The organism is Rhizobium brockwellii, from assembly GCF_000769405.2.
In the GTDB taxonomy this organism is placed as follows: domain Bacteria; phylum Pseudomonadota; class Alphaproteobacteria; order Rhizobiales; family Rhizobiaceae; genus Rhizobium; species Rhizobium brockwellii.
Genome location: NZ_CP053439.1, coordinates 1,043,977 through 1,067,125 on the forward strand (window position 1 = coordinate 1,043,977; position 23,149 = coordinate 1,067,125).

The following is a 23,149-nucleotide window of genomic DNA, read 5'->3' on the forward strand; positions in this document are numbered from 1 at the left end:
GGCGTTTTCCAGGCCCTGAAACCGGCTGCCTCGAACAGTCGAGAACAGTTCTAAACACCCTGCATTACAGCGCATTCATTTGCCATTCAGGTCGCGTGAGTACATATTCGGGGCAAGTTGGCATTACCTTGAAAGCATAACACATGGCCTTTCCTCTGAGCGTCGCAGCATTGGCCGCCGGACTGGTGGTATCGGCGCCCTCACCGGACGCCACGAGCACTTTTGTCGTGCGTATCGGAGGCGATTGCAGCGCTGCCGCTGCCCAGGTCGTCGAGCAGACCGGCGGCCAGCTGCTGTCGGTGCAACCGGTGGGCGACACCTGCATCATCACCGTTCTTGTGCAGGGCAATGGACAGCGCCCACGCAAAGTCACGGTAAAGGTTCCGATGTAGGCGGAATCGGCTTATTCAGGACATTGATTGATTTGAAGCGGACAAAGGCGGACCGATGCGCATCCTGGTAGTCGAAGACGACGTTAATCTGAACCGGCAGCTGGCCGACACGCTGAAGGAGGCGGGCTATGTCGTCGACCAGGCGTTCGATGGCGAGGAAGGCCATTTCCTCGGCGACACCGAACCCTATGACGCCATCATCCTCGATATCGGCCTGCCGGAGTTGGACGGGGTCACCGTTCTAGAAAAATGGCGTGGCGCCGGCCGCGGTGTGCCGGTGCTGATCCTGACGGCGCGCGACCGCTGGAGCGACAAGGTCGCCGGCATCGATGCCGGTGCCGACGACTACGTCACCAAGCCCTTCCATGTCGAGGAAGTGCTGGCCCGCCTTCGGGCGCTGATCCGGCGTGCGGCCGGGCATTCCTCATCCGAGATCATCTGCGGGCCGGTGCGGCTCGATACCAAATCCTCGAAGGCGACGGTCAACGGCGCGACGCTGAAGCTGACCTCGCACGAATATCGCCTGCTTTCCTATCTCATGCATCACATGGGCGAGGTCGTCTCGCGCACCGAACTGGTCGAGCATATGTACGACCAGGATTTCGACCGTGATTCCAACACGATCGAGGTCTTCGTCGGCCGCCTGCGCAAGAAAATGGGAGTCGACCTGATCGAAACGGTGCGCGGTCTCGGTTACCGCATCCAAGCGCCGAAACATGCGAATTAAGTCGCTCACCGCACGTGTGTTGCTGCTGACCACGGTCTGGTCGACGGTGGCGCTGGTGGTGATCGGCCTCTTGATCTCCACCCTCTACCGCAAGAGCGCCGAACGCGGTTTCCAGGATCTGTTGCGGGCGCAGCTCTACAACGTCATCAATTCGGTGACGATCGGCGATCAGGGCGCTCTCAGCGGCAGTCCGCAGCTTGGCGACCTGCGTTTTGCCCAGCCGAAGACCGGTTGGTACTGGGTGGTGGAGCCGCTCGGCACCTATACGACCGCGCCGCTGGTGTCGCCTTCGCTCGGCTCGGCGCTCATCCCGGTTCCCTCCGTCGTAGAGGCGCCCTTCGACAAGAATTACGAGCGCTACTATCAGGTGACGGATGCCTCCGGGAACCGCGTGCAGGTGGCCGAAACCGAAGTGGTGCTCGATACCGACGGCCGCGCGGCGCGCGTCCGCGTCACCGGCAATGTCGATGTCGTCGAGGACGACGTGCGCACCTTTTCGCACAGCCTCTATCTGGCGCTCGCCGGTTTCGGTGTCGGCAGCCTGATCGTCAACGCGCTGGCGATTCTCTACGGCCTGAAGCCGCTCGACAAGGCACGTGCCGCATTGGAGCGCATCCGCGCCGGCGAGAGCGAACAGCTGAAAGGCGACTTTCCGCGCGAAATCCTGCCGCTCGCCAACGAGGTGAACGCGTTGATCGACAGCAACCGGCGCATCGTCGAGCGGGCCCGCATGCAGGTCGGCAATCTGGCGCATTCGCTGAAAACGCCGATCGCCGTGCTTCTCAACGAGGCGCGCGTCCTGGAGAAATCCCATGGTGAGCTGGTGCGCAGCCAGGCGGAAGCGATGCAGGGGCAGGTGCAGTCCTATCTCAATCGGGCGCGCATCGCCGCGCAGCGCGAATCCGTGCTCGCCCGCACCGATGCCGAGCCGGCGCTCGAGCGGCTGGTGCGCGTCATGCGCCGGCTGAACGTCGATACCGAATTCGATCTCGTCGTCTCGCCGCCGCATCTGGCCGTTGCCATGGAGCAGCAGGATCTCGAGGAGACCGTCGGCAATCTCCTGGAAAATGCGGCGCGTTTTGCCAAAAGCCGGGTGCGGCTTTCGGCCGTCGAGGCCGGCGAGGATGTGAAGGGAGTTGAGGCGAGCGCTCGCCGCCACTGGGTGGAACTCGCCGTCGAGGATGACGGGCCGGGCCTGGAACCGGACCAGATCCGCGAGGCGCTGAAGCGCGGCCGCCGGCTTGACGAAAGCAAGCCTGGAACCGGGCTCGGCCTTTCGATCGTCACCGAGATTTCCAACGAATACCAGGGACGGCTCGAGCTTTCCCGCGGTGAATGGGGTGGGCTGAAGGCGAAGCTTATCCTGCCTGGCGTCACAAAGGATGTTGCATGAGCAACTGCTTGATGTCACAAAGATACTGGCAAATGTATAGCATGCTTTGCCTTAATGCTGACACGGGGACGCTGCACTTCGATCGGCTGAAATTGACCCCTGATCGTGGTTCGACGCAATGATTTTACGCTCGCAAGGCATGATCGCTTCCGCTCTTCTCGTCGCCGTCGCGCTGTCCGGCTGCACGACGACGAAGAGTGCCGCTTCGCGCGGCATTTTTTCGAGCAAGCCCTCCGCATCGGCCGCCTTCATCACCGCGCTGCAGGGCGGCATTGTCGGCCGCAGCGGCGTGAGCTTGACCGACAGCGATAAGCAGCGGGCGCTCGAGGCGGAATATCGGGCGCTGGAAGGGGCCGCCGTCGGCCAGCCGGTGCTCTGGACCGGCAAGGACGTCACCGGTAAGGTCGTCGCGGCCGCACCCTATCAGGTCGGCTCGCAGAACTGCCGGCAATATACCCATACGCTGACCGTCGACGGTAAGGACACGGTGGTGCGCGGCGCTGCCTGCCGCAATGACGACGGAAGCTGGTCGCCGCTCTGAATTGCGGCCAATAGAGCGCCGCGCGTCCGACAGGACGCGCCAAGGACGCTCTGTAGCTTTAAACCAGCGCACAGGGATTATGTGCTAACCTCAAATCTTCGTCATTCCGGCTTTGGCAGTTGGAATGAAGACGCGCTTCACGTATTTGGGCGACATGCTGTTCTGGATTCTCGTTGCCGCTTTGACGGCAGCCCTCGCCGTCATCCTGCTCTACCCCCTTCTGCGCGGAGCGAAGGCGGCGGATAATATCCGTGCGGGCGAGGCGGCGGTCTATCGCGATCAGTTGCGCGAACTCGACCGCGATCTCGATGGCGGGCTGATCACCCCGGAGGAGGCCGATTACGCCAGGGCGGAAATCGGCCGGCGGCTGATCGCCGTCTCTGCCGACGAGCCGGCTCAGACGCCGAAACCCGCCCGGCATCATCGTTTCACCGAAGCCTTCGTTCTCCTGGTCCTGCCGGTTCTCGGGCTCTGTCTTTATTTGACGACGGGCAGGCCGGACCTGCCCTCGCAGCCGCTGGAAGCGCGGCTGGAAAACCCTGGCAACGACGTGGCGGTGCTGATCACCAAGGCGGAACGGCACCTGGCGGTGAACCCCGATGACGGCAAGGGCTGGGACGTGCTGGCGCCGATCTATTTCCGCACGATGCGCGTCAACGACGCGCAACTGGCCTATCGTAATGCCATCCGGCTTCTCGGCCCGAGCCCCGTCCGGCTCGATGGCCTTGCCGAGACGCTGATGGCGGTCTCCGACGGCGTGGTGACGGAGGAGGCGCGGCAAGTGCTGGAACAATCGCTGACGCTGGAGCCTGACAATCCGCGTGCCCGCTTCTACATCGCCCTCAGCATGGAGCAGGCGGGACGGCCAAACGAGGCGCGCCAGGCTTTCGAGACGCTGGCAAAACAATCACCCGCCGATGCGCCCTGGCTGCCGTTGGTCAACGAGCATATCGCCATGAACGGCGGCGCTAAGGCAGGCGCCGATCCGGCTGCCCCGGGCGCCAATCTGGCTGCCCCGGGCGCCAATCTGGCTGCCCCGGGCGCCAATCCGGCTGCCCCGGGCAATCCCACGCAGCAAGATGTGGCAGCGGCCGAGACGATGAACGCCGGCGACCGGCAGCAGATGATCCGCGGCATGGTCGAGAGCCTCGATGCCAAGCTCAGCGAGGATCCGAACAATTTCGAGGGATGGATGCGGCTCGTCCGCTCTTACGCCGTATTGAACGACAAGGATCGCGCCGCCGGCGCCCTGAAACGCGGGCTTGCGGCCTTTCCGCCGCCTGGCGAACAGGGCAGGCAATTGCTGGCGCTTGCCAGGGAACTCGGCATAGCCACGGAGGAAGCGACGCAATGACGCGCAAGCAGAAGCGCCTGGCGGTGATTGCCGGCGGCATGGGCTTCATCCTCGCCGCCGTGCTGCTGGTGATGTTCGCCTTCAGCCAGTCAGTCGCCTATTTCTACATGCCGGCGGATCTCGCCAAGACGCCGGTGGCGCCGGAAACCCGCATCCGGCTCGGCGGCCTGGTCGGTGAGGGCAGTGTCGTGCGCGGCACCGGCTCAACGGTGGAATTTGCCGTCACCGACGGCAGCACCAATGCCGTGAAGGTCAAATATACCGGCATCCTTCCCGATCTCTTCCGCGAGGGCCAGGGCGTCGTCACCGAAGGCATGTTTGCCGCCGGGACCAACGTCTTCGTCGCCGACACCGTGCTTGCCAAGCACGACGAGACCTATATGCCGAAGGACGTCGCCGACAGGCTGAAATCCCAAGGGCTGTGGAAGGAAGGCCAAGGCCAGGAGAACCCTGGGAAGGAAGCTCAGGGAAAGCAAGCTCAGGGACAGGAAGTGAAGGCGACGCCATGATCATCGAGATCGGCCATTACGCGCTGGTGCTGGCGCTGGCAACGGCGCTCATTCTCTCCATCGTTCCAGTGATCGGAGCCCGCCGTCATGACCGGGCGATGATGGATGTGGCGACGATCGGCTCGCTGGCGATGTTTGCGCTGGTGGCTTTCTCCTTCGGTGTGTTGACTTATGCCCATGTCGTCTCGGATTTCTCGGTCGAGAACGTCTGGGAGAATTCGCATTCGCTGGTGCCGCTGCTCTATAAATATTCCGGCGTCTGGGGCAATCACGAGGGATCGATGCTGCTCTGGCTGTTGATCCTGACGCTGTTCAGCGCGCTGGTCGCCGTCTTCGGCCGCAATCTGCCGGAGACGCTGAAGGCCAACGTATTGGCCGTGCAGGCCTGGATTTCGGTCGCCTTCACGCTGTTCATCCTGCTGACCTCCAATCCCTTCCTCCGTCTCGATCCGGCGCCGGCCGAGGGCCGCGATCTCAACCCGGTTCTTCAGGATGTCGGCCTCGCGATCCATCCGCCGCTGCTCTATCTCGGTTATGTCGGCTTCTCCGTCTGCTTTTCCTTTGCCGTTGCGGCCCTTCTGGAAGGGCGCATCGACGCCGCCTGGGCACGCTGGGTGCGGCCCTGGACGCTGGCTGCCTGGACCTTTCTGACGCTTGGCATCGCCATGGGCTCCTACTGGGCCTATTATGAGCTCGGCTGGGGCGGCTGGTGGTTCTGGGACCCGGTGGAAAACGCCTCCTTCATGCCGTGGCTCGCCGGCACCGCCTTGCTGCATTCGGCGCTTGTCATGGAAAAGCGCGAGGCGCTGAAGATCTGGACGGTGCTGCTCGCCATCCTCACCTTCTCGCTGTCGCTGATGGGCACCTTCCTGGTGCGCTCCGGCGTGCTGACCTCGGTGCATGCCTTTGCCAGCGATCCCTCCCGCGGCGTCTTCATTCTCTGCATTCTGCTGATCTTCATCGGCGGGGCGCTGTCGCTCTTCGCCTTCCGCGCGCCGAAGCTGTCGGCCGGCGGGCTGTTTGCGCCGATTTCGCGCGAGGGCGCGCTCGTCGTCAACAATCTGATCCTGACGGTCGCCTGCGGCACGGTGCTCACAGGCACGCTCTATCCGCTGCTGCTGGAAACGCTGACCGGCGACAAGATTTCCGTCGGAGCGCCCTTCTTCAACCTGACCTTCGGCCTGCTGATGGCGCCGCTGGTCGTCATCGTGCCCTTCGGGCCGATGCTCGCCTGGAAGCGCGGCGATCTGCTGGGTGCCCTGCAGCGGCTCTATGTCGTCGCGGGTCTGGCCTTCCTTGCCGCAGTGGTCTTCTTCTACGTCCAACATGGCGGGCCGGTGCTTTCGGTGCTCGGCCTCGCTGCCGGGCTGTTCCTGATCCTCGGTGCGGTAGCCGATCTCTGGTACCGCGCCGGCATCGGCAAGGTGGCGGGCAGTCTCGCCTGGCGCCGGCTTTCCGGCCTGCCGCGTTCGGCCTTTGGCACGGCGCTCGCCCATGCCGGGCTCGGCGTCACCGTGCTCGGCATCGTTGCGGTGACGACCTTCCAAAGCGAGCATGTCATCGAGATGAAGCCGGGTGAGGTGACCGAGGCCGGCGGTTACAGTCTGCATTTCGACGGCATGCAGCCGGCGACCGGGCCGAACTATACCGAGGACCGCGGCCACTTCACCATCCGGCGCGCCGGTGTCGTGGTTGCCGATACTTGGTCGGCCAAGCGCCTCTACACTGCCCGGCAGATGCCGACGACGGAGGCGGGTATCCTGACCTTCGGGCTTAGCCAGCTCTATGTCTCCCTGGGTGACGCCACCAAGGATGGCGGCATCGTCGTGCGCATCTGGTGGAAGCCGTTCATTCTCTGCATCTGGGGTGGAGCGGTGATCATGGCCTTTGGCGGCCTTGTCTCGCTCAGCGACCGGCGCCTGCGTGTCGGCGCCCCGCGCCGCAAGGCGAAGTCGGCAAAGCCGGCAGCTCCTGCAATGGAGCCGGCCGAATGATGCGGCGTCTGCTCCTGGCTGTCGCTTTGCTGCTGATGGCGGCCCCCGCCTTTGCCGTCAATCCGGACGAGGTGCTGGCCGATCCGGCGCTCGAGGCGCGGGCCCGCACCCTTTCGGCGGAACTGCGCTGCATGGTCTGCCAGAACCAGTCGATCGACGATTCCAATGCCGATCTGGCCAAGGACCTGCGCCTGCTGGTGCGCGAGCGCATCACCGATGGCGACAGCGACGAGGCGGTGCTGAACTATATCGTCTCGCGCTACGGCGAGTTCGTGCTGTTGAAGCCGCGTGTCAGCATGAAGACGGTGCTGCTCTGGGGCGCGCCGGTGCTGCTGGTGCTGGCCGGCGGGCTGTCGCTGCTGGTCTTTGCGCGCAAGAGAGCGGGCAAGCCGACCGGCAGCAAGCTGACGGCAGGCGAGCAAGCGCGGCTGAGCGAGCTTCTGAAGAAATAATCGACCCAGGCTGAGCCTGCAGGCGGGCATTTCTGGCCGCCAGCGAAGCCGGCGGCACGTTTGGCCAAAAGCAACATTACAAACATTACCAACTTTTCATTGGCCGGACAGTTCGCAGTAAGGTGCGGCGTCCTATATCTCTATTCATCGACTGATCCGGCGTCGCCGGTCTGAAGATTTAAGAACAAGAGAAGGTGCTCCAATGCTCAAGAATTTCAACGGACGTCCGTCCCTCGCCACTGTGCTCAAGGCTTCTACCGTTGCCGGTATCGCAGCCGCTGTGCTCGCAACCGGCGTTCCGCTCGAAATCACCCGGTCTTATGCTGAAGCTGTCAAGGTTCAGGCGCCCGCCGTTCCGAGCTTTGCCAATGTCGTCGACGCCGTTTCACCGGCTGTCGTTTCCGTCCGGGTCGAAAATCGCGTCAATCCCGTCTCCGACAACAACAATGACGGCTTCTCCTTCGATTTCAACGGCCGCGGCTTCGACGACCTTCCCGACGATCATCCCCTGAAGCGGTTCTTCAAGCAGTTCGGCCAGGATCCGAATGATCAGCAGGGCCATCAGCGGCGCTTCGGCCAGAACGGACCGAATGGTGGCCCGAATGGTCCGGGCGGCAAGGGTCGCCTCCGCCCCGTCGCCCAGGGCTCCGGCTTCTTCATCTCTGAGGACGGCTACATCGTCACCAACAATCACGTCGTTTCCGATGGTCAGGCTTTCGTCGCCGTCATGAAAGACGGTACCGAACTCGATGCCAAGCTGATCGGCAAGGATCCGCGCACCGATCTCGCCGTGCTGAAGGTCGACGGCAAGGGCAAGAAGTTCACCTACGTCAACTGGGCCGACGACAACAATGTGCGCGTCGGCGACTGGGTCGTTGCCGTCGGCAATCCCTTCGGCCTCGGCGGCACGGTCACGGCCGGCATCGTCTCGGCTCGCGGCCGCGATATCGGTTCCGGTCCTTATGACGATTATCTGCAGGTAGATGCCGCCGTGAACCGCGGCAACTCCGGCGGTCCGACCTTCAACCTCAGCGGCGAAGTCGTCGGCATCAACACCGCGATCTTCTCGCCGTCGGGCGGCAGCGTCGGCATCGCCTTCGCCATTCCCGCCTCGACCGCCAAGGACGTCGTCGCAGATCTGATGAAGGACGGCCAGGTCTCGCGCGGCTGGCTGGGTGTCCAGATCCAGCCGGTAACCAAGGACATCGCCGAATCCATCGGCCTTTCCGAGCCGAGCGGCGCCCTGGTCGTTGCCCCGCAGGCCGGTTCACCGGGTGACAAGGCCGGCATGAAGGCCGGCGACGTCGTCACCGCGCTGAACGGTGAGACGATCAAGGATGCTCGTGACCTCAGCCGCCGCATCGGCGCGATGCAGCCGGGCAGCAAGGTCGAGCTTTCGGTCTGGCGCGCCGGCAAGGCCCAGCCTCTCACCGTCGAACTCGGCACGCTGCCGGTCGACCAGAAGGATGCGTCCGCCGATGACAACAGCCAGCCGCAGCAGCCTGAGGCACCGGCTTCCGAGAAGGCGCTTGCCGATCTCGGCCTGACGGTCGGTCCTTCCGATGACGGCAAGGGCCTGGCGATCACCGCCATCGATCCGGACTCCGACGCCGCCGACAAGGGCATCAAGGAAGGCGAAAAGATCACTTCGGTCAACAACCAGGAGGTCTCCAGCCCCGACGAGGTCGTCAAGGTTCTGAACCAGGCCAAGAAGGACGGCCGCACCCGCGCGCTATTCCAGATCCAGTCCAGTGAGGGGAGCCGCTTCGTGGCGCTTCCGATCAACGGCCAGGGCTGATTCTCAAGAAAACAGGAGCCGTGCGGACGAGGGTCCGCGCGGCTCGATTCTTCTGACCTTTGAAGGATGATCGCGATGAGCGCCGCCCCGCAGGAAGATGCTTTGAGCCTTGCCGAAACTCAGCCGGTGGGTAATGTCGGCCGCATGAAGATTCTCATCATCGAAGATGATCTCGAAGCCGCGGTCTACCTCACGAAAGCCTTTCGCGAGGCGGGCATCGTCGCCGATCACGCCAGCGACGGTGAGAGCGGCCTGTTCATGGGGTCGGAAAATACCTACGACGTCATCGTCATCGACCGCATGCTGCCGCGCCGCGACGGGCTTTCCGTCATCAGCGAGTTGCGCCGCAAGGCGATCCATACGCCGGTCCTCATCCTCTCCGCGCTCGGCCAGGTCGATGACCGCGTGACCGGTCTTCGTGCCGGCGGCGACGACTACCTGCCGAAGCCCTATGCCTTCAGCGAGTTGCTGGCGCGCGTCGAAGTGCTCGGCCGCCGCAAGGGCACGCCGGATCAGGACGTCGTCTATCGCGTCGGCGATCTCGAACTCGACCGGCTCTCCCACGAGGTGCGCCGCGGCGGCAAGGAGATCCCGCTGCAGCCGCGCGAATTCCGCCTGCTGGAATATCTGATGAAGAATGCCGGTCAGGTGGTGACCCGCACCATGCTGCTCGAAAATGTCTGGGACTATCACTTCGACCCGCAGACCAACGTCATCGACGTCCATGTCTCGCGTCTGCGCTCGAAGATCGAGAAGGACTACAGCCAGCCGCTCCTGAAGACCATTCGCGGCGCGGGGTACATGATCAAGGACGAGGGATGAGCCGTTTCAAGGTTCTCTTCAAGTCCACCGCAGTCCGCCTTTCGGCACTCTACATCCTGCTTTTCGCCATCTGCGCCGCGACGCTCGTCTTCTATGTGACGGCGATGTCGGAGCGGCTGCTGACAGGCCAGATCCGCGACGCCGTCAGGCAGGAGGTGGAGCAGGTGCAGCGCGCCTTTGACACCGGCGGCATGAACCTTCTGCTGCGCACGATGGAGCGACGTGCCCGCCAGCCGGGCGCCAACCTCTACATCATCGCCGGTCCCTCGGGCGATATTCTCGCCGGCAACGTCGCCTCGGTGCAGCCGGGTGTCTTCGAGGAGATCGGCTGGACCTCCGCGCCCTTCGGCTACCAGCGTTATACCGACAGCGGCGTCGAGCGCCGCCACAGGGCGATTGCCAATATCTTCGTGCTCGACAATGGTCTCAGAATCCTGATCGGCCGTGACCTCGGCGATCCCGAGCGTTTCCGTCTGCTGGTGCGCCAGGCGCTGATGGTGGCCCTGGCGATCATGGGGCTCGGCGCCGTCATCATCTGGTTCGCCATCGGCCGCAACGCGCTGAAACGCATCGACCGCATGTCGGATGCGAGCAAGAAGATCATGGCCGGCGACCTGTCACAGCGCCTGCCGGTGGGCGGATCCGGCGATGAATTCGACCGGTTGTCGATGTCTTTGAATACCATGCTGGAGCGCATCGAGAAGCTGAACGAGGGCCTGCGTCAGGTCTCCGACAACATCGCCCACGATCTCAAAACGCCGCTGACGCGGCTGCGCAACAAGGCGGCCGATGCGCTCGATATCGCCGATGGCGAGACGCGGCGCACCGCGCTCGAAGGGATCATTTCCGAATCGGACCAGCTGATCCGCACCTTCAACGCCCTGTTGATGATCTCCCGCGTCGAGGCCGGATCGGTCGCAGCCGAGATGTCGCCGGTGGAGCTTTCGGCCATCGTCTCCGATAGCGCCGAGCTTTACGAGCCGGCGGCGGAGGAGGCAGGGCTCGGCCTGAGCTTCAGCATCGAGCCCGATGTCGAGGTGCAGGGCAATCGCGAGCTGATCGGCCAGGCAATCTTCAACCTGCTCGACAATGCCATCAAATATTCCTCCGATACCGAAGGGGCGGGCAAGGTGTCGCTGAAGCTTTCCCGCCGCCCGGATGGCATCTGCCTCTCGGTCGCCGACCATGGGCCCGGCGTTCCGGCCGACAGGCGCGACGACGTGGTGAAGCGCTTCGTCCGCCTCGATGAAAGCCGGTCGAAGCCGGGAACGGGGCTCGGGCTTTCGCTGGTGGAAGCGGTGATGGAGTTGCACAACGGCCGGTTGGAACTCTCCGACACCGATCCCGACAAACCCGAAAAGCGCGGATTGACCGTCAGCATGATCTTCCCCGCCAAGGCTGCCTGATTGCCGAGACCGATGATCGGCTGAATCGCGTATTGGCGGTTTTCCACCAAGACCCTAGTTTAATGCTGATCGAAGGAGGCGTTCCCGCGATTCTGCGTGGTCGTTTCCCTCGAGCATGTCGCGCAAAACTGTGCAGCGGTTTTGCGATAACGGCATGCGTAAAACAAAGGCTTAAAGCGCAAGGAGCGAATCTGAAAGATCGCGATGCGCTTTAGGTGCTAAAGCAGGAGAGCGCATGCTGACGAAATCGACGCATGGTCTGAAGGATGTCGCTGAAGGGCTGCTGCGTCCGCTGAACCAGACGGAGCTGAAGCTGGCGCTGGCCGACCTTCAGGAGGCCGGCGGACACGAGCCGTCGGTGGCTGCGATGCTGAAGACGGAAGGGCCGCTTCGCGATTTCATCGCGGCCGTGCTGACGCTGTCGCCTTATCTGCGCGAAATCGTCAATCTCGATCCCGTCATCCTCGCTGGTGCCATCACCCAACCGTTGGAGCCGCAGATCGAGGCGCTGGTTGCCGAGGCGCGGCGCTGCTGGCAACGGGACGGCGAGGGGGCGGCGCCTTCGGAATCCGTGGTGATGAGCAGGCTGCGTATCATCAAGCGCAAGGTGGCCTTCCTGGTCGCTCTCGCCGATCTCGCGCGCATTTTCGACGGGCGGGCGACGACGGCCTGGCTGAGCGAGCTGGCCGAAGCTTCGGTTGCCGCCGCGATCGACCATTTGCTGCTTTCGGCGCATGAGGGTGGAAAGCTGCGGCTGCGGGATGTGGCGGCGCCGAGCGATGGCTCCGGGCTGATCGTGCTCGGCATGGGCAAACTCGGCGCATCCGAACTCAACTATTCCTCCGATATCGATCTCGTCGTCGTGTTCGACGAACAGGCTGGCATCGTGCCTGACCCCGATGACGCGATCGAGATCTTCCCCAGGATGATGCGGCGGCTGGTGCGCATCCTGCAGGAGCGGACAGCGGACGGCTACGTTTTCCGCACCGATCTCAGATTGCGCCCCGATCCCGGCTCGACGCCGCTGGCGATCCCGGTCGATGCGGCGATGATCTATTATGAGGGCAGGGGCCAGAACTGGGAACGGGCGGCCTTCATCAAGGCGCGCGCCGTTGCCGGCGACTTGACCGCGGGCGGAGATTTCCTGCGCGGGCTCGCCCCTTTCGTCTTCCGCAAATATCTCGACTACGCGGCGATTGCCGATATCCATTCGATCAAGCGGCAGATCCATGCGCATAAGGGCCACGGTGCCATTGCGGTCAAAGGCCATAACGTCAAGCTCGGCCGTGGCGGCATTCGCGAGATCGAATTCTTCGTCCAGACGCAGCAGCTGATCGCCGGCGGCCGCATGCCGGCCTTGCGCGGCCGGGCGACCGAGGAAACGCTCGGTGAACTCACCAAGGCGAAATGGATCGATGCGGAGACCCGTGACGAACTGACGGAGGCCTACTGGTTCCTGCGCGATGTCGAGCATCGCATTCAGATGGTGCGCGACGAGCAGACCCACCTGCTGCCTGAGACGGATGCCGACCTGAAGCGCATCGCCTTCATGATGGGCTTTTCCGACACGCCGAGCTTCTCCGAACGGCTGGTCGGCGTGCTGAAGACGGTCGAGCGGCGTTATGCCCATCTTTTCGAGCAGGAGAGCAGGCTTTCCACAGACACCGGAAATCTCGTCTTCACGGGCCAGGGCGACGACCCGGACACGCTGGAGACGCTAAAGAAACTCGGTTTTACCAGACCGTCGGATATTTCCCGCATCATCCGCACCTGGCACTACGGCCGCTACCGGGCGACGCAATCGGTCGAGGCGCGTGAAAGGCTGACGGAGCTGGCGCCGCAGCTCCTGCGGGTCTTCGGCGAAAGCAAACGCGCCGACGAGGCGCTGTTGCGCTTCGACAGCTTCATCTCGGGCCTTCCCTCCGGCATCCAGCTGTTCTCGCTGCTCGGCAGCAACCCGGCGCTGCTGTCGCTGATCGTCAACATCATGTCCTCGGCACCCCGGCTTGCCGAGGTGATCGCCGCCAAGCCGCATGTCTTCGACGGCATGCTCGATCCCGGCCTGATGGCCGAGCTGCCGACGCGCGATTATCTCGGCGAGCGGCTGAAGGGCTCGCTTGCCCAGGCCCGCCACTACGAAGAGGTGCTCGACCGGCTGCGCATCTTCGCCGCCGAGCAGCGCTTCCTGATCGGCATCCGCCTGCTCACAGGCGTGATCAACGGCGTGATGGCGGCACGCGCCTTCACCCATCTCGCCGACCTCATCATTGCGGCGGCACTCGATGCCGTGGTCGGCGAGATGCGGGCCGCGCACGGCGACTATCCCGGCGGGCGTATCGCGGTCGCCGGCATGGGCAAGCTCGGCAGCTTCGAGCTGACGGCCGGTTCCGACATCGATCTGATCCTGCTCTATGATTATGACGATGCGGCCTCGGAATCCGATGGGCCGAAGCCGCTCGATGCGACGCGTTACTTCACCCGCATCACCCAGAGGCTGATGGCCGCCTTGTCGGCGCCGACCGCCGAAGGCGTGCTCTACGAGGTCGACATGCGGCTGCGCCCATCCGGCAACAAAGGGCCGGTCGCCACCCGCATCAATGCCTTCGGCAAATATCAGCGCGAAGAGGCATGGACCTGGGAGCATATGGCGCTCAGCCGCGCCCGGCTGATTTGCGGTAATGAGAGCCTGATCGCCGAGGCGGAACATATCGTCCGCGAGGTGCTGTCGGCCGATCGCGATATTGCCAAGGTGGCGCATGATGTCGCCGAGATGCGCGAACTGATCGACAAGGAAAAGCCGCCCTCCGGCCCGTGGGACCTGAAGCTCATTCCCGGCGGCGTCATCGATCTCGAATTCATCGCCCAATATCTCGCGCTGATCGCGCCGACCAGGGGCGTCGGCATTGCCGTCAATGGGATGAGTACAGGCGAGGCCCTGAAACTGCTGGGCGACCGGCTGATGGCAACAGTCGATCTCGACATATGCCTCGAGGCTTTCGCGCTTTATACCGGCCTTTCGCAACTGATCCGCCTCTCCATCGACGGCCTGTTCGATCCGCAGGAGGCGCCGGCGGGCCTCGTCGAACTCGTCTGCCGCGCCGGCGACTGCCCTGACATCAAGACGCTGGAAGCGGAGGTGAAGCGGCTTTCGAGAGCAGTTCGGAAAATATTCCTGAATGTCGTGAAGGCCTAGCAATTCCAGCGACTGCGAGGATTATCTCGAGCATGGCCTGTCGGATTCGCCTTCGGCCAGTCGTCTTCAGGACAGGCAAGCTAGGGAGAACGACAATGACGATTACCATTACCGCCTTTGAACGGTCGCCCGATCGCGGCAGGGGTTTGGCGCGCGACATGCGCATTCGCTGGGCGCTCGAAGAAGTGGATCAACCTTACGACGTTCGTCTTGTTTCGTTCAAGACGATGAGAGAACCCGCGCATCTGGCACTTCAGCCTTTCGGGCAGATCCCGACCTATGAAGAAGGCGATCTCGCTTTATTCGAGTCCGGCGCCATCGTCTTCCATATCGGCGAGCGCCATGCGGGCCTGCTGCCGGACGACGCGAATGCCCGGGCACGCGCGCTCACATGGATGTTTGCCGCGCTCAACACGGTGGAACCACCGATCTTCGACCGCGCTCTCGTCATGATCCTCGAGCGCGACAAGCCTTGGTACGAGCATCGCCTTTCCGCCCTTGAGGACAGCATCCGGAAGCGGCTGATCGACCTCTCCCGCCGTCTTGGCGATGCCGACTGGCTCGATGGTGCGTTCAGCGCCGGCGACCTGCTGATGGTGTCGGTGCTGCTCAGGTTGAAGGGATCTGCCATACTGGAGGAATATTCGAACCTCTCCGCCTATGTCGCCCGGGCCGAAGCGCGGCCGGCATATAAGCGTGCTTTCGCCGCTCAGCTGGCGGTTTTCACCGCCGCATCGGCCGGCTAAATGAGGTCGGCTCTAGATATCATCCGGAATGCGCAGCGAGATCACGGTGCCGACCGCTTCGCGTGAGCGGATCTTCATGCGGCCGCCATGCAGCGAGGTCAGGGAGCGCGAGATGGCGAGCCCGAGGCCGGAGCCGCCCTTGCTCTTGGCATATTGGCTCTGCACCTGCTCGAAGGGCTGGCCGATCTTCGACAGCGCCGAGCGTGGAATGCCGATGCCGGTATCGGCAATGGTGACGAAGACGGCGCCGTCGACGCGGCGTGTACGCAACGCAATGCGTCCGCCATTGTCGGTGAACTTCACCGCATTGGAGAGCAGGTTGAGCAGCACCTGTTTCATTGCCCGGCGGTCGGCCATCAGCGTCAGGCCGGAGCAGATGCGCTGTTCGATGACGATGTTCTTTTCAGCTGCGGGCATGGCGGTGAAGCGCAGGCTTTCCTCGATCAGCGGCACAAGATCGATGCGCTCGCAATGCAGCCTGACATGGCCGGCTTCGATCTTCGACATGTCGAGAATGTCGTTGATGACGTTGAGCAGATGTTTGCCGCTGTCATGGATATCGCGGGCATATTCGTCGTATTTCAGCGAGCCGAGCGGCCCGAACATCTGGTTCTGCAAGATTTCCGAGAAGCCGAGGATAGCGTTGAGCGGCGTGCGCAGCTCGTGCGACATATTGGCGAGGAATTCCGATTTCGCCTTGTTGGCGGCCTCGGCGCGTTCCTTCTCCGCCTGGTAGTTGGCGTTGGCCGTCGAAAGTTCGGATTTCTGGATCTCCAGCGTCTGGCGCGAGGCGGAAAGATCGCCGATCGTCGCCATCAGCCGGCGCTCGGATTCGCGCAACCGCTCCTGATGGCGCTTCATCAGCGTGATGTCGGTTCCGACCGAGACCCTGCCGCCGTCGCGGGTGCGCCGCTCATTGATCTGCAGCCAGCGTTCGTCGGCAAGCTGCACTTCCGTCGTGCGCGAATAGCCGGAGCCGTCGGCATCGGAAATCCGCCGCTCGATGACAGGCCGGGCGGCGGCGGCATTGACGGTCGAGCGCTCGGTGCCGGGCACGAGTACGCTGTCCGGCAGGCCATAGGCCTGCTGGAAATGCGTGTTGCACATGACCAGCCGATCGTTCTTGTCCCAGAGCACGAAGGCTTCCGACGTGCATTCGATGGCGTCGGCCAAGCGTTGGTCGGCTTCGGCGTAACGCTGGGCGAGCCGATGCTGTTCGGTCACGTCCATGGCGATGCCGATCAGGTGCATACGGCCGGAATTGCTGCGGATCACCTGGGCACGCGCCCGCATCCAGACATAGTGGCCGCCGGCATGGCGCATGCGGAAGATCTGATCGACCTGGCCGGAAGCGCCCTTGCCGATGGCGCGCGCGATCTCGTAGAGCCCGCCGTCATCGGGATGCATCAGCCGAGCGGCTTCGCCGAAACCCATCGTCTTGTCGGAACCCGGCAGGCCGAGCATGTCGTACATTGAGCGCGACCAGAAGAATTCGCGGTTCTCGAAATCGAAGTCCCAGAGGCCGCAGCGGCCGCGCGACAGCGCCGTCTCGACGCGCAGGTTCGATTCCAGGAAGATGTCGTCGGCGTCGCGGGCACGCTTCACCTGCGTGTAATAGGCATAGAGGATGACGAGCAGGATCGAGGAGATGCCGGCAAACAGCGTGACGTTGAGCGCCAGTTCCTCGCGCCAGAGCCGGCCGATCTCGTCGAGCGAGGTGGCGGCGACGATATAACCGCCGGCATTTCCCATCAGCGTGATCTCGGCATAATGCGGCACGCCGCCGATCGTCGTTTCGATGACGCCGGCGCGATCGCCGAAGCGGCGGATCGCCGAGACTTCAGGGAAGAAGTCGCCGACATTGCTGCCCACATGCGAAAGCCCGGCGGTGGTCGCCGCGAACACCTTGCCGCTTGCCTGCACGAGCAGCACGAAAGCGCCGCTGTCCAGCCGGTCCTGCGGCAGGTATTTGGCGAGGCGGGCCTGCGCCTCGGTGATATCGCCGCTGTCGAAGATGTCGGACGCATCGGCAAACACCGCAGAGGCGGTCGCCGCCGAAAGTGCGGTGGCATGGCGCGCCGAGGCCTCCAGACGGCCGTATTCGCTCATCATGCCGAAGAAATGCGAGGCGGCGACGACGGAGAGGAAGGCGACGATCAGCGCCGGAATGGCCCGCTTCAAGACGAGCTCGGCCTTCGGCAGATAACGCAGAAGTGGTTCCGATGTCGCATGGCCGGAAAGGCTGTCGCGCCAGGCGTTGAGCCCGTCAAAATCGACACGCAGCCGTCCTCCGGCCACGGTTGCCCGCCGCACGTCCATCATCTCTTCGCCTTGTCCCTCATGTGATTCGCGCGCCGCTCGCTCGAACCTGACCTAGAGAATCATGGGTGATTCGCCTTGTCCAGAGGCAAAGGTAAAAATCCGTTAACTATTTATAATTTCGGGCTTTTCCAGGTGATTCGAGATGCTGGGCGACCGGCCGCCGAATTTCTCGTGATGGCCGGTCGAAGCAAATTACCCTTTAAGCGTGCGCTCGACGATATCGCGCACGTCGGTCGAAAGATCGGCGGCTCGCTCGATCTCGATCAGCGCCGAGCGGGCGTGATCGGCTCGCACGGGTTCGAGCGACCGCCAGGAGCGCATCGAGGTGAGAATGCGGGCGGCAAGCTGCGGATTGCGCCCGTCGATATCGAGAATCTGATCCGCGAGGAAACGATAGCCTTCGCCGTCGGCGCGGCCGAATCCGGTCGGGTTGGCAAAGGCGAAGGTGCCGACCAGCGATCGCATCCGGTTCGGATTGGTGCGCTTGAAGAGTGGATCGTCCATCAGGGCGCGGACCCGTCCCAGGGTTTCTGCGCCCGGAATGCCGGCCTGGATCGCGAACCATTTGTCGATGACGAGCGCGTTTTCCGCGAAGCGGTCACGGAAGGTGGCGAGCGCCTCGCTCGTCTCCGCGCTGTCGGGGAAGCGATGGGCGAGGATCATCAGCGCATGGCTGAGATCGGTCATGTTGTTGGCCGCATCGAAGGCAGCCTTGGCGCGCGCCGGCGTCTGTTCGGCATGCGAGAGGTAGGTGAGGGCGCTATTGCGCAGCGCCCGCAGGCCGGCGCTCTTCGCATCCGGGTTGAAATCGCCTGATGTCGTCATCGCTGCGTAGAGGCCGGCAAAGACATCCTTTCCGGCATCGGCGATCTGTTTCAGGACCGCCTGCCGGCCGGCATGGATGGCATCGGGATCGTTGTTGCCGCCAAGTTCCCGGGCGATATCGGATTCGCTCGGCAGAGCCAGCGCCTGGGCACGGAAGGCAGGCTCGAGGCTCTCGTCGGCGGCGGCGGCAATCAGCGTCTCGACGAAGGTCGCCTCGCAGGCGACTGGCTTGCCCTCGCGGGCGTCGCGTGCCGCTTTCAGCAGGTTCGGCAGCGCCAGATCGGTTAGCGCCTGCCAGCGGGCGAAATGATCGGTCTCATGGCGGGCGAGATGGGCAAGATCGGCCGGGCTCTGATCGAAATGCAGGTTGATCGGCGCCGAGAAGCTGCGGTTGATCGAAACGACCGGCCGCGAGCCAATGCCATGGAACACGGCCGTCTGCGTGCGGCCGGTGAGATGCAGCACCTCGCCGGCATATTCCGCGCCGTCGACCGAGGTCGGCTCGATCTTGCCGCCGTTTTCGCCAAACAGCGCGAGGCTGAGCGGAATATGCATCGGCTCCTTGCTCGCCTGGCCGGGCGTTGCCGGGATCATCTGTTCGAGCGACAGGGTGAAGCTCGCGGCCGCCGCATCATAGCTGCCCGATGCGGTGACGAGCGGCGTGCCGGCCTGATGGTACCAGAGCGAAAATTGCGTGAGGTCGCGTCCGCTTGCATCCTCGAAGCATTTGACGAAATCCTCGATCGTCACGGCCTCACCGTCATGGCGGTCGAAATAGAGGTCCATGCCTTTCTTGAAGCCGTCCTTGCCGAGCAGCGTCGCGATCATGCGCGTGACTTCGCTGCCCTTTTCGTAGACGGTCGTCGTGTAGAAATTGTTGATCTCGCGATATGTCGTCGGCCGCACCGGGTGGGCGAGCGGGCCGCCATCTTCCGGGAACTGCTCCGATTTCAGGTGGCGCACTTCGGCGATGCGCTTGACGGCGCGCGAGCGTTGGTCGGAAGAGAATTCGTGGTCGCGATAGACCGTCAGGCCCTCCTTGAGGCACAGCTGGAACCAGTCCCGGCAGGTGATGCGGTTGCCGGTCCAGTTGTGGAAATATTCATGCGCGATGATTGTCTCGATATTGGCATAGTCGGCATCGGTGGCGATCTCTGGATCGGCAAGGACGTATTTGTCGTTGAAGACGTTGAGGCCCTTGTTCTCCATCGCGCCCATGTTGAAGTCGGAGACGGCGACGATCATGAAGATGTCGAGATCGTATTCGCGGCCGAACCTCTCTTCGTCCCACTTCATCGAGCGTTTCAGCGCGTCCATGGCATAGGCTGCGCGCGGCTCCTTGCCGTGCTCGACATAGATCTTCAGCACGACTTCGCGGCCGGACATGGTTGTGAACGTGTCTTCGACGACGCCGAGATCGCCGGCGACGAGCGCAAAGAGATAGCTCGGCTTCGGATGCGGATCGAACCAGGCGGCGAAATGTTTGCCGGGGCCGTAGCCGGCGCCGCCGAGGAAGTTGCCGTTCGACAAAAGCAGCGGGTTGGCGTCCTTGTCGGCGATGATGTTGACCGTGAACGGCGCAAGCACGTCGGGCCGGTCGGGGAAATAGGTGATGCGGCGGAAACCCTCCGCCTCGCACTGCGTGCAGTAGATGCCGCCGGTGCGGTAAAGACCCATCAGCTTGGTGTTGGCCTCAGGGTTGATGACGGTGGTGATCGTCAGTTCGAACGGCGCACTCTCCGGCAGATCGCGCACCGTCAGGTTTTCCGGTGCTGCGTCGTAACGCGAAGGGTCCAGCTCCACCTGGTCGAGCAGCAGCCCCGACAGCGTCAGTTCGTCGCCGTCGAGAACGATCGGCGCTGCCGGATCGGCGCCCGGGCGACGATGAAAGATCAGACGCGCCTCGACCTTTGTCTCCGTCGGGTCGAGTTCGAAGGTCAGGTCCACACGTTCCAGCACGAAGTCGGTGGGACGGTAATCTGCCAGATGAATGACCTGGCCGGTATCTGTTCGCATGGTGTTTCCTGAAGACCGTTATTTGACAACCGCGGAATACAGAGGCGGGCGCACTCTGCCATAAATTTTGCGGGGAATGATTACATTAAAGTCTGAACTAAAGTTAAAGCAAATTGCCCGCGAACACCAAGTTAGCGGGCAAAATATCTTATTGGAAACGAATGAACGCAGCTGAGGGGAGAAGATCTCTACTTCAGATTGAGCGCAGCCTTGATCGTCGCGTCATTTTCCGTCTGCTGCACGACGACACCGTACCAGCCGAGCCCGTCGTAATCCTCGTAGCCGAGGGTGCGCGCGAAGGCGACGATCGAGCCGTTATTGTCGTAGTAGCTGCCTTTCGCCTGACCGGACGGATTGGCGAGCGCGAAATGGGAAAAGAGCAAGGCGGGATTGGTGGTGGCGATGACCCGGCTTTTGCCGTCGAGCAGCATGACCGTCGTTCTTTCCGCCAGCTGCGGCGGCAGGTTGGCCTCTTTCTCGACGATCGCCTGGCCCTGGTTCTGCCAGTCGAAATAGACGCCGAGCGTGCCGACCAGCCGACCGTCGAGCTTGCCCTCTTCGCGGATGCCTGTGGCATAGACGAGCGCATGCCTGGCGTCGTGGAGGGGGCTCGCTTTGACGTCATCGACGATATAAGCGTCGCCGGAGGAGCAGGTCGACGCCGCGCGGAACCACGGATCGCCGGCAAGGCTCGTGCCTGCGATCTTGCGCTGGAACTTGGGATTGGCGGAAGCGATCACCTTGCCCGAGAGATCGGTCATGACGAGATCGAGATAGACGGTGTAGAAGCGGTTGATGGCGCCGAGACGCTCCGCCGCAAAGGCGACGGTTTCGCGGGCCGGGTTCTGCAGCGCCTGCCAGAGCGCCGGATCCGTCGCCCACCAGCGCACATCCGCCGTACGCTCGAAAAGATTGCGGACGATGAGCTGTACCAGCGTCTGTGCCAGATCGGTAAGGCGAACGCCCTCCATCTCCTCGACCAGCGAATCGGCCATGGCGCGGCTGAGGCCGATGCGGCCGAGCACATTGCTCTCGAACCTGCCGGTGATGTCGGTCGCGATCTGCGCCAGCCGCTGCACCTCGTTGGCAACGACCGCAAAGCCCTTTCCGGTCTCGCCGGCTCTGGCCGCTTCGATCAGTGCATTGATCGCCAGCAGCTTGATCTGCTTGACGATATGGGTGTTGTCGGCGCTGAAGCGCTCGAGGTCGGTGCTGATGCCGTCGGTGACGACGCGCATGGAGCGCGGTGTCGCATTCTGCGACTGCGCAATGGTTTCGGCGCTAAGCGGCTTCATCAAATGGGATCCTGGAAGGAGCGGGCAATTGTTCGTGTGGTGAAGAAAATTTCGAGATCAGCGATAAAAACGATGCTTGCCTATGGTTTTCAATTGGTTAACGCCGAGCGCCGCGAGACGAACATTTTCGGGGTGAATGGCTCAAAAAGGGAAATTTCACAGCCGTGGCGCATAAGCAGCACGGTTGAGCCTGCCGCCGAGGCGATTCGGCGATTCTCTGATGTTGCTTGCGGTTTTTTCGCCAATCGGATTTTTCTTTCGCTACGATGGATGACGTCACCCGCTGCGTTCCCGAGTCGAACGCGTCTCCCCGTTCCGGTTAAGTCAGTATCAAGAGCCAGGATCATGCACTCGGTTCTCAGAAACCCGATGAGAGGCATTGCGCTGAAAGTCTCGTCGGTCGTGGTCTTCCTGGCCATGCAGACCTTCATCAAGCTGGCGGGCTCAGACATCCCGCCGGGTCAGGTCACCTTCTGCAGGTCGTTCTTCGCGCTCTTCCCGATCATGGCCTATCTCGCCTATAACAGGCAGCTGCGCGCCGCCTTCTACACGGCCAATCCAATCGGCCACCTGAAGCGCGGCACGATCGGCATCTTGTCGATGGCTTTCGGTTTCTACGGCCTCCTGCATCTGCCGCTGCCGGAGGCGATCGCACTCGGATACGCGTTGCCGCTCGTCGCCGTCATCTTCGCCGCCGTTTTTCTCGGCGAGACCGTGCGCGTCTATCGCTGGAGCGCCGTCCTGGTCGGCATCGTCGGCGTCGCCATCGTTTCCTGGCCGAAACTCACGCTGTTTCGCGATGGCGGCATGGAAGCAGACCAGGCCGTCGGCGCGCTCTGCGTGTTGTTCTCGGCCGTTCTCGGCGGCGTGGCGATGATCCAGGTGCGCCGCCTCGTCGAGGAAGAGAAGACGGCGACGATCGTGCTCTATTTCTCGATCACCGCCTCGGTCTTCTCGCTGGCTTCTCTTCCTTTTGGCTGGCTCATCCTGGCATGGCCAACGGCGCTCTATCTGATCGCCGCCGGCTTTTGCGGCGGCGTCGCGCAGATCCTGCTGACGGAAAGTTACCGCCATGCCGACGTCTCCACCATCGCGCCGTTCGAATATACCTCGATCCTGCTCGGCGGCATCGTCGCCTACCTCGTCTTCGGCGATGTGCCGAGCGTTTCCATGCTGATCGGCACCGTCATCGTCATCGCCGCCGGCATCTTCATCATCTATCGCGAGCATCAGCTGGGCATCGAACAGAGAGAGGCGCGCAAGGCCACGACGCCGCAAGCCTGACGCCTGCAAGCGCATATTTATCAAGGTTTTAACGCAGAGATTGCGGCGCTTTGAAACTTGCGCTCAGAGAGTGAAAAGAA

General features: G+C 63.0%; 17 protein-coding genes. 14 read left to right on the forward strand and 3 right to left on the reverse strand.

Translation table 11 applies throughout. The annotated features are described in order from the left end of the window. The first annotated feature begins 143 nt into the window (after positions 1-143). The 13 genes from RLCC275e_RS05360 to RLCC275e_RS05420 all read left to right on the forward strand — a co-directional run bounded on the left by RLCC275e_RS05360 (position 144) and on the right by RLCC275e_RS05420 (position 15,327). On the forward strand, positions 144-392 hold the full coding sequence (locus tag RLCC275e_RS05360) for a hypothetical protein (RefSeq protein WP_003557930.1): 249 nt from the start codon (positions 144-146) through the stop codon (positions 390-392). 55 nt (positions 393-447) lie between these two features. Then, entirely contained in the window at positions 448-1,119 is a 672-nt protein-coding gene (locus RLCC275e_RS05365) for a response regulator transcription factor (RefSeq protein WP_003557932.1), read from the forward strand. Next, positions 1,109-2,512 (forward strand): ATP-binding protein, encoded by a 1,404-nt coding sequence (locus RLCC275e_RS05370; protein WP_003546769.1) that lies wholly within the window; start codon positions 1,109-1,111, stop codon positions 2,510-2,512. The genes RLCC275e_RS05365 and RLCC275e_RS05370 overlap by 11 nt, the downstream gene beginning before the upstream one ends. Before the next feature lie 118 nt (positions 2,513-2,630). After that, entirely contained in the window at positions 2,631-3,053 is a 423-nt protein-coding gene (locus RLCC275e_RS05375) for an RT0821/Lpp0805 family surface protein (RefSeq protein WP_003557935.1), read from the forward strand. 154 nt (positions 3,054-3,207) lie between these two features. Continuing rightward, the gene (gene ccmI, locus RLCC275e_RS05380; RefSeq protein WP_432444030.1) at positions 3,208-4,407 is read left to right on the forward strand and encodes a c-type cytochrome biogenesis protein CcmI; all 1,200 of its coding nucleotides are present in this window, start codon (positions 3,208-3,210) and stop codon (positions 4,405-4,407) included. Further along, positions 4,404-4,916, forward strand: coding sequence for a cytochrome c maturation protein CcmE (gene ccmE, locus RLCC275e_RS05385; RefSeq protein WP_003557939.1), 513 nt, complete (start codon positions 4,404-4,406; stop codon positions 4,914-4,916). Before ccmI ends, ccmE begins: the two co-directional genes overlap by 4 nt. Further along, complete coding sequence (locus RLCC275e_RS05390) at positions 4,913-6,910, forward strand: heme lyase CcmF/NrfE family subunit (RefSeq protein WP_171891354.1); 1,998 nt, start codon at positions 4,913-4,915, stop codon at positions 6,908-6,910. Before ccmE ends, RLCC275e_RS05390 begins: the two co-directional genes overlap by 4 nt. Next, positions 6,907-7,362 carry a cytochrome c-type biogenesis protein gene (locus RLCC275e_RS05395; protein WP_130707419.1) on the forward strand — a complete coding sequence of 152 codons (456 nt, stop codon included), beginning with the start codon at positions 6,907-6,909 and terminating at the stop codon, positions 7,360-7,362. The genes RLCC275e_RS05390 and RLCC275e_RS05395 overlap by 4 nt, the downstream gene beginning before the upstream one ends. Before the next feature lie 202 nt (positions 7,363-7,564). After that, positions 7,565-9,160 (forward strand): Do family serine endopeptidase, encoded by a 1,596-nt coding sequence (locus tag RLCC275e_RS05400; RefSeq protein WP_003557945.1) that lies wholly within the window; start codon positions 7,565-7,567, stop codon positions 9,158-9,160. A gap of 66 nt (positions 9,161-9,226) precedes the next feature. After that, positions 9,227-9,982 carry a response regulator transcription factor gene (locus tag RLCC275e_RS05405; protein WP_017993454.1) on the forward strand — a complete coding sequence of 252 codons (756 nt, stop codon included), beginning with the start codon at positions 9,227-9,229 and terminating at the stop codon, positions 9,980-9,982. Further along, a complete protein-coding gene (locus RLCC275e_RS05410) occupies positions 9,979-11,388 on the forward strand; it encodes a sensor histidine kinase (RefSeq protein ID WP_003557949.1) in 1,410 nt (469 codons plus the stop codon). The genes RLCC275e_RS05405 and RLCC275e_RS05410 overlap by 4 nt, the downstream gene beginning before the upstream one ends. Before the next feature lie 235 nt (positions 11,389-11,623). Beyond that, positions 11,624-14,581: a bifunctional [glutamine synthetase] adenylyltransferase/[glutamine synthetase]-adenylyl-L-tyrosine phosphorylase gene (locus RLCC275e_RS05415; protein WP_033180525.1), complete on the forward strand. Its 2,958-nt coding sequence runs from the start codon at positions 11,624-11,626 to the stop codon at positions 14,579-14,581. A gap of 95 nt (positions 14,582-14,676) precedes the next feature. Continuing rightward, positions 14,677-15,327: a glutathione S-transferase family protein gene (locus RLCC275e_RS05420; RefSeq protein ID WP_033180524.1), complete on the forward strand. Its 651-nt coding sequence runs from the start codon at positions 14,677-14,679 to the stop codon at positions 15,325-15,327. 12 nt (positions 15,328-15,339) lie between these two features. Here the strand turns inward: RLCC275e_RS05420 and RLCC275e_RS05425 are convergent, their stop codons facing one another. The 3 genes from RLCC275e_RS05425 to RLCC275e_RS34595 all read right to left on the reverse strand — a co-directional run bounded on the left by RLCC275e_RS05425 (position 15,340) and on the right by RLCC275e_RS34595 (position 21,785). Further along, positions 15,340-17,649 (reverse strand): PAS domain-containing sensor histidine kinase, encoded by a 2,310-nt coding sequence (locus RLCC275e_RS05425; protein WP_003557955.1) that lies wholly within the window; start codon positions 17,647-17,649, stop codon positions 15,340-15,342. Positions 17,650-17,841: 192 nt separating this feature from the next. Next, the gene (pepN, locus tag RLCC275e_RS05430) at positions 17,842-20,490 is read right to left on the reverse strand and encodes an aminopeptidase N (RefSeq protein ID WP_033180523.1); all 2,649 of its coding nucleotides are present in this window, start codon (positions 20,488-20,490) and stop codon (positions 17,842-17,844) included. 188 nt (positions 20,491-20,678) lie between these two features. Continuing rightward, on the reverse strand, positions 20,679-21,785 hold the full coding sequence (locus RLCC275e_RS34595; RefSeq protein WP_033180522.1) for a methyl-accepting chemotaxis protein: 1,107 nt from the start codon (positions 21,783-21,785) through the stop codon (positions 20,679-20,681). Between the two features lie 345 nt (positions 21,786-22,130). On the opposite strand from RLCC275e_RS34595, the gene RLCC275e_RS05440 reads away from it, so the two are divergent. Continuing rightward, positions 22,131-23,069: a DMT family transporter gene (locus RLCC275e_RS05440; RefSeq protein WP_033180521.1), complete on the forward strand. Its 939-nt coding sequence runs from the start codon at positions 22,131-22,133 to the stop codon at positions 23,067-23,069. Positions 23,070-23,149 lie beyond the last annotated feature (80 nt).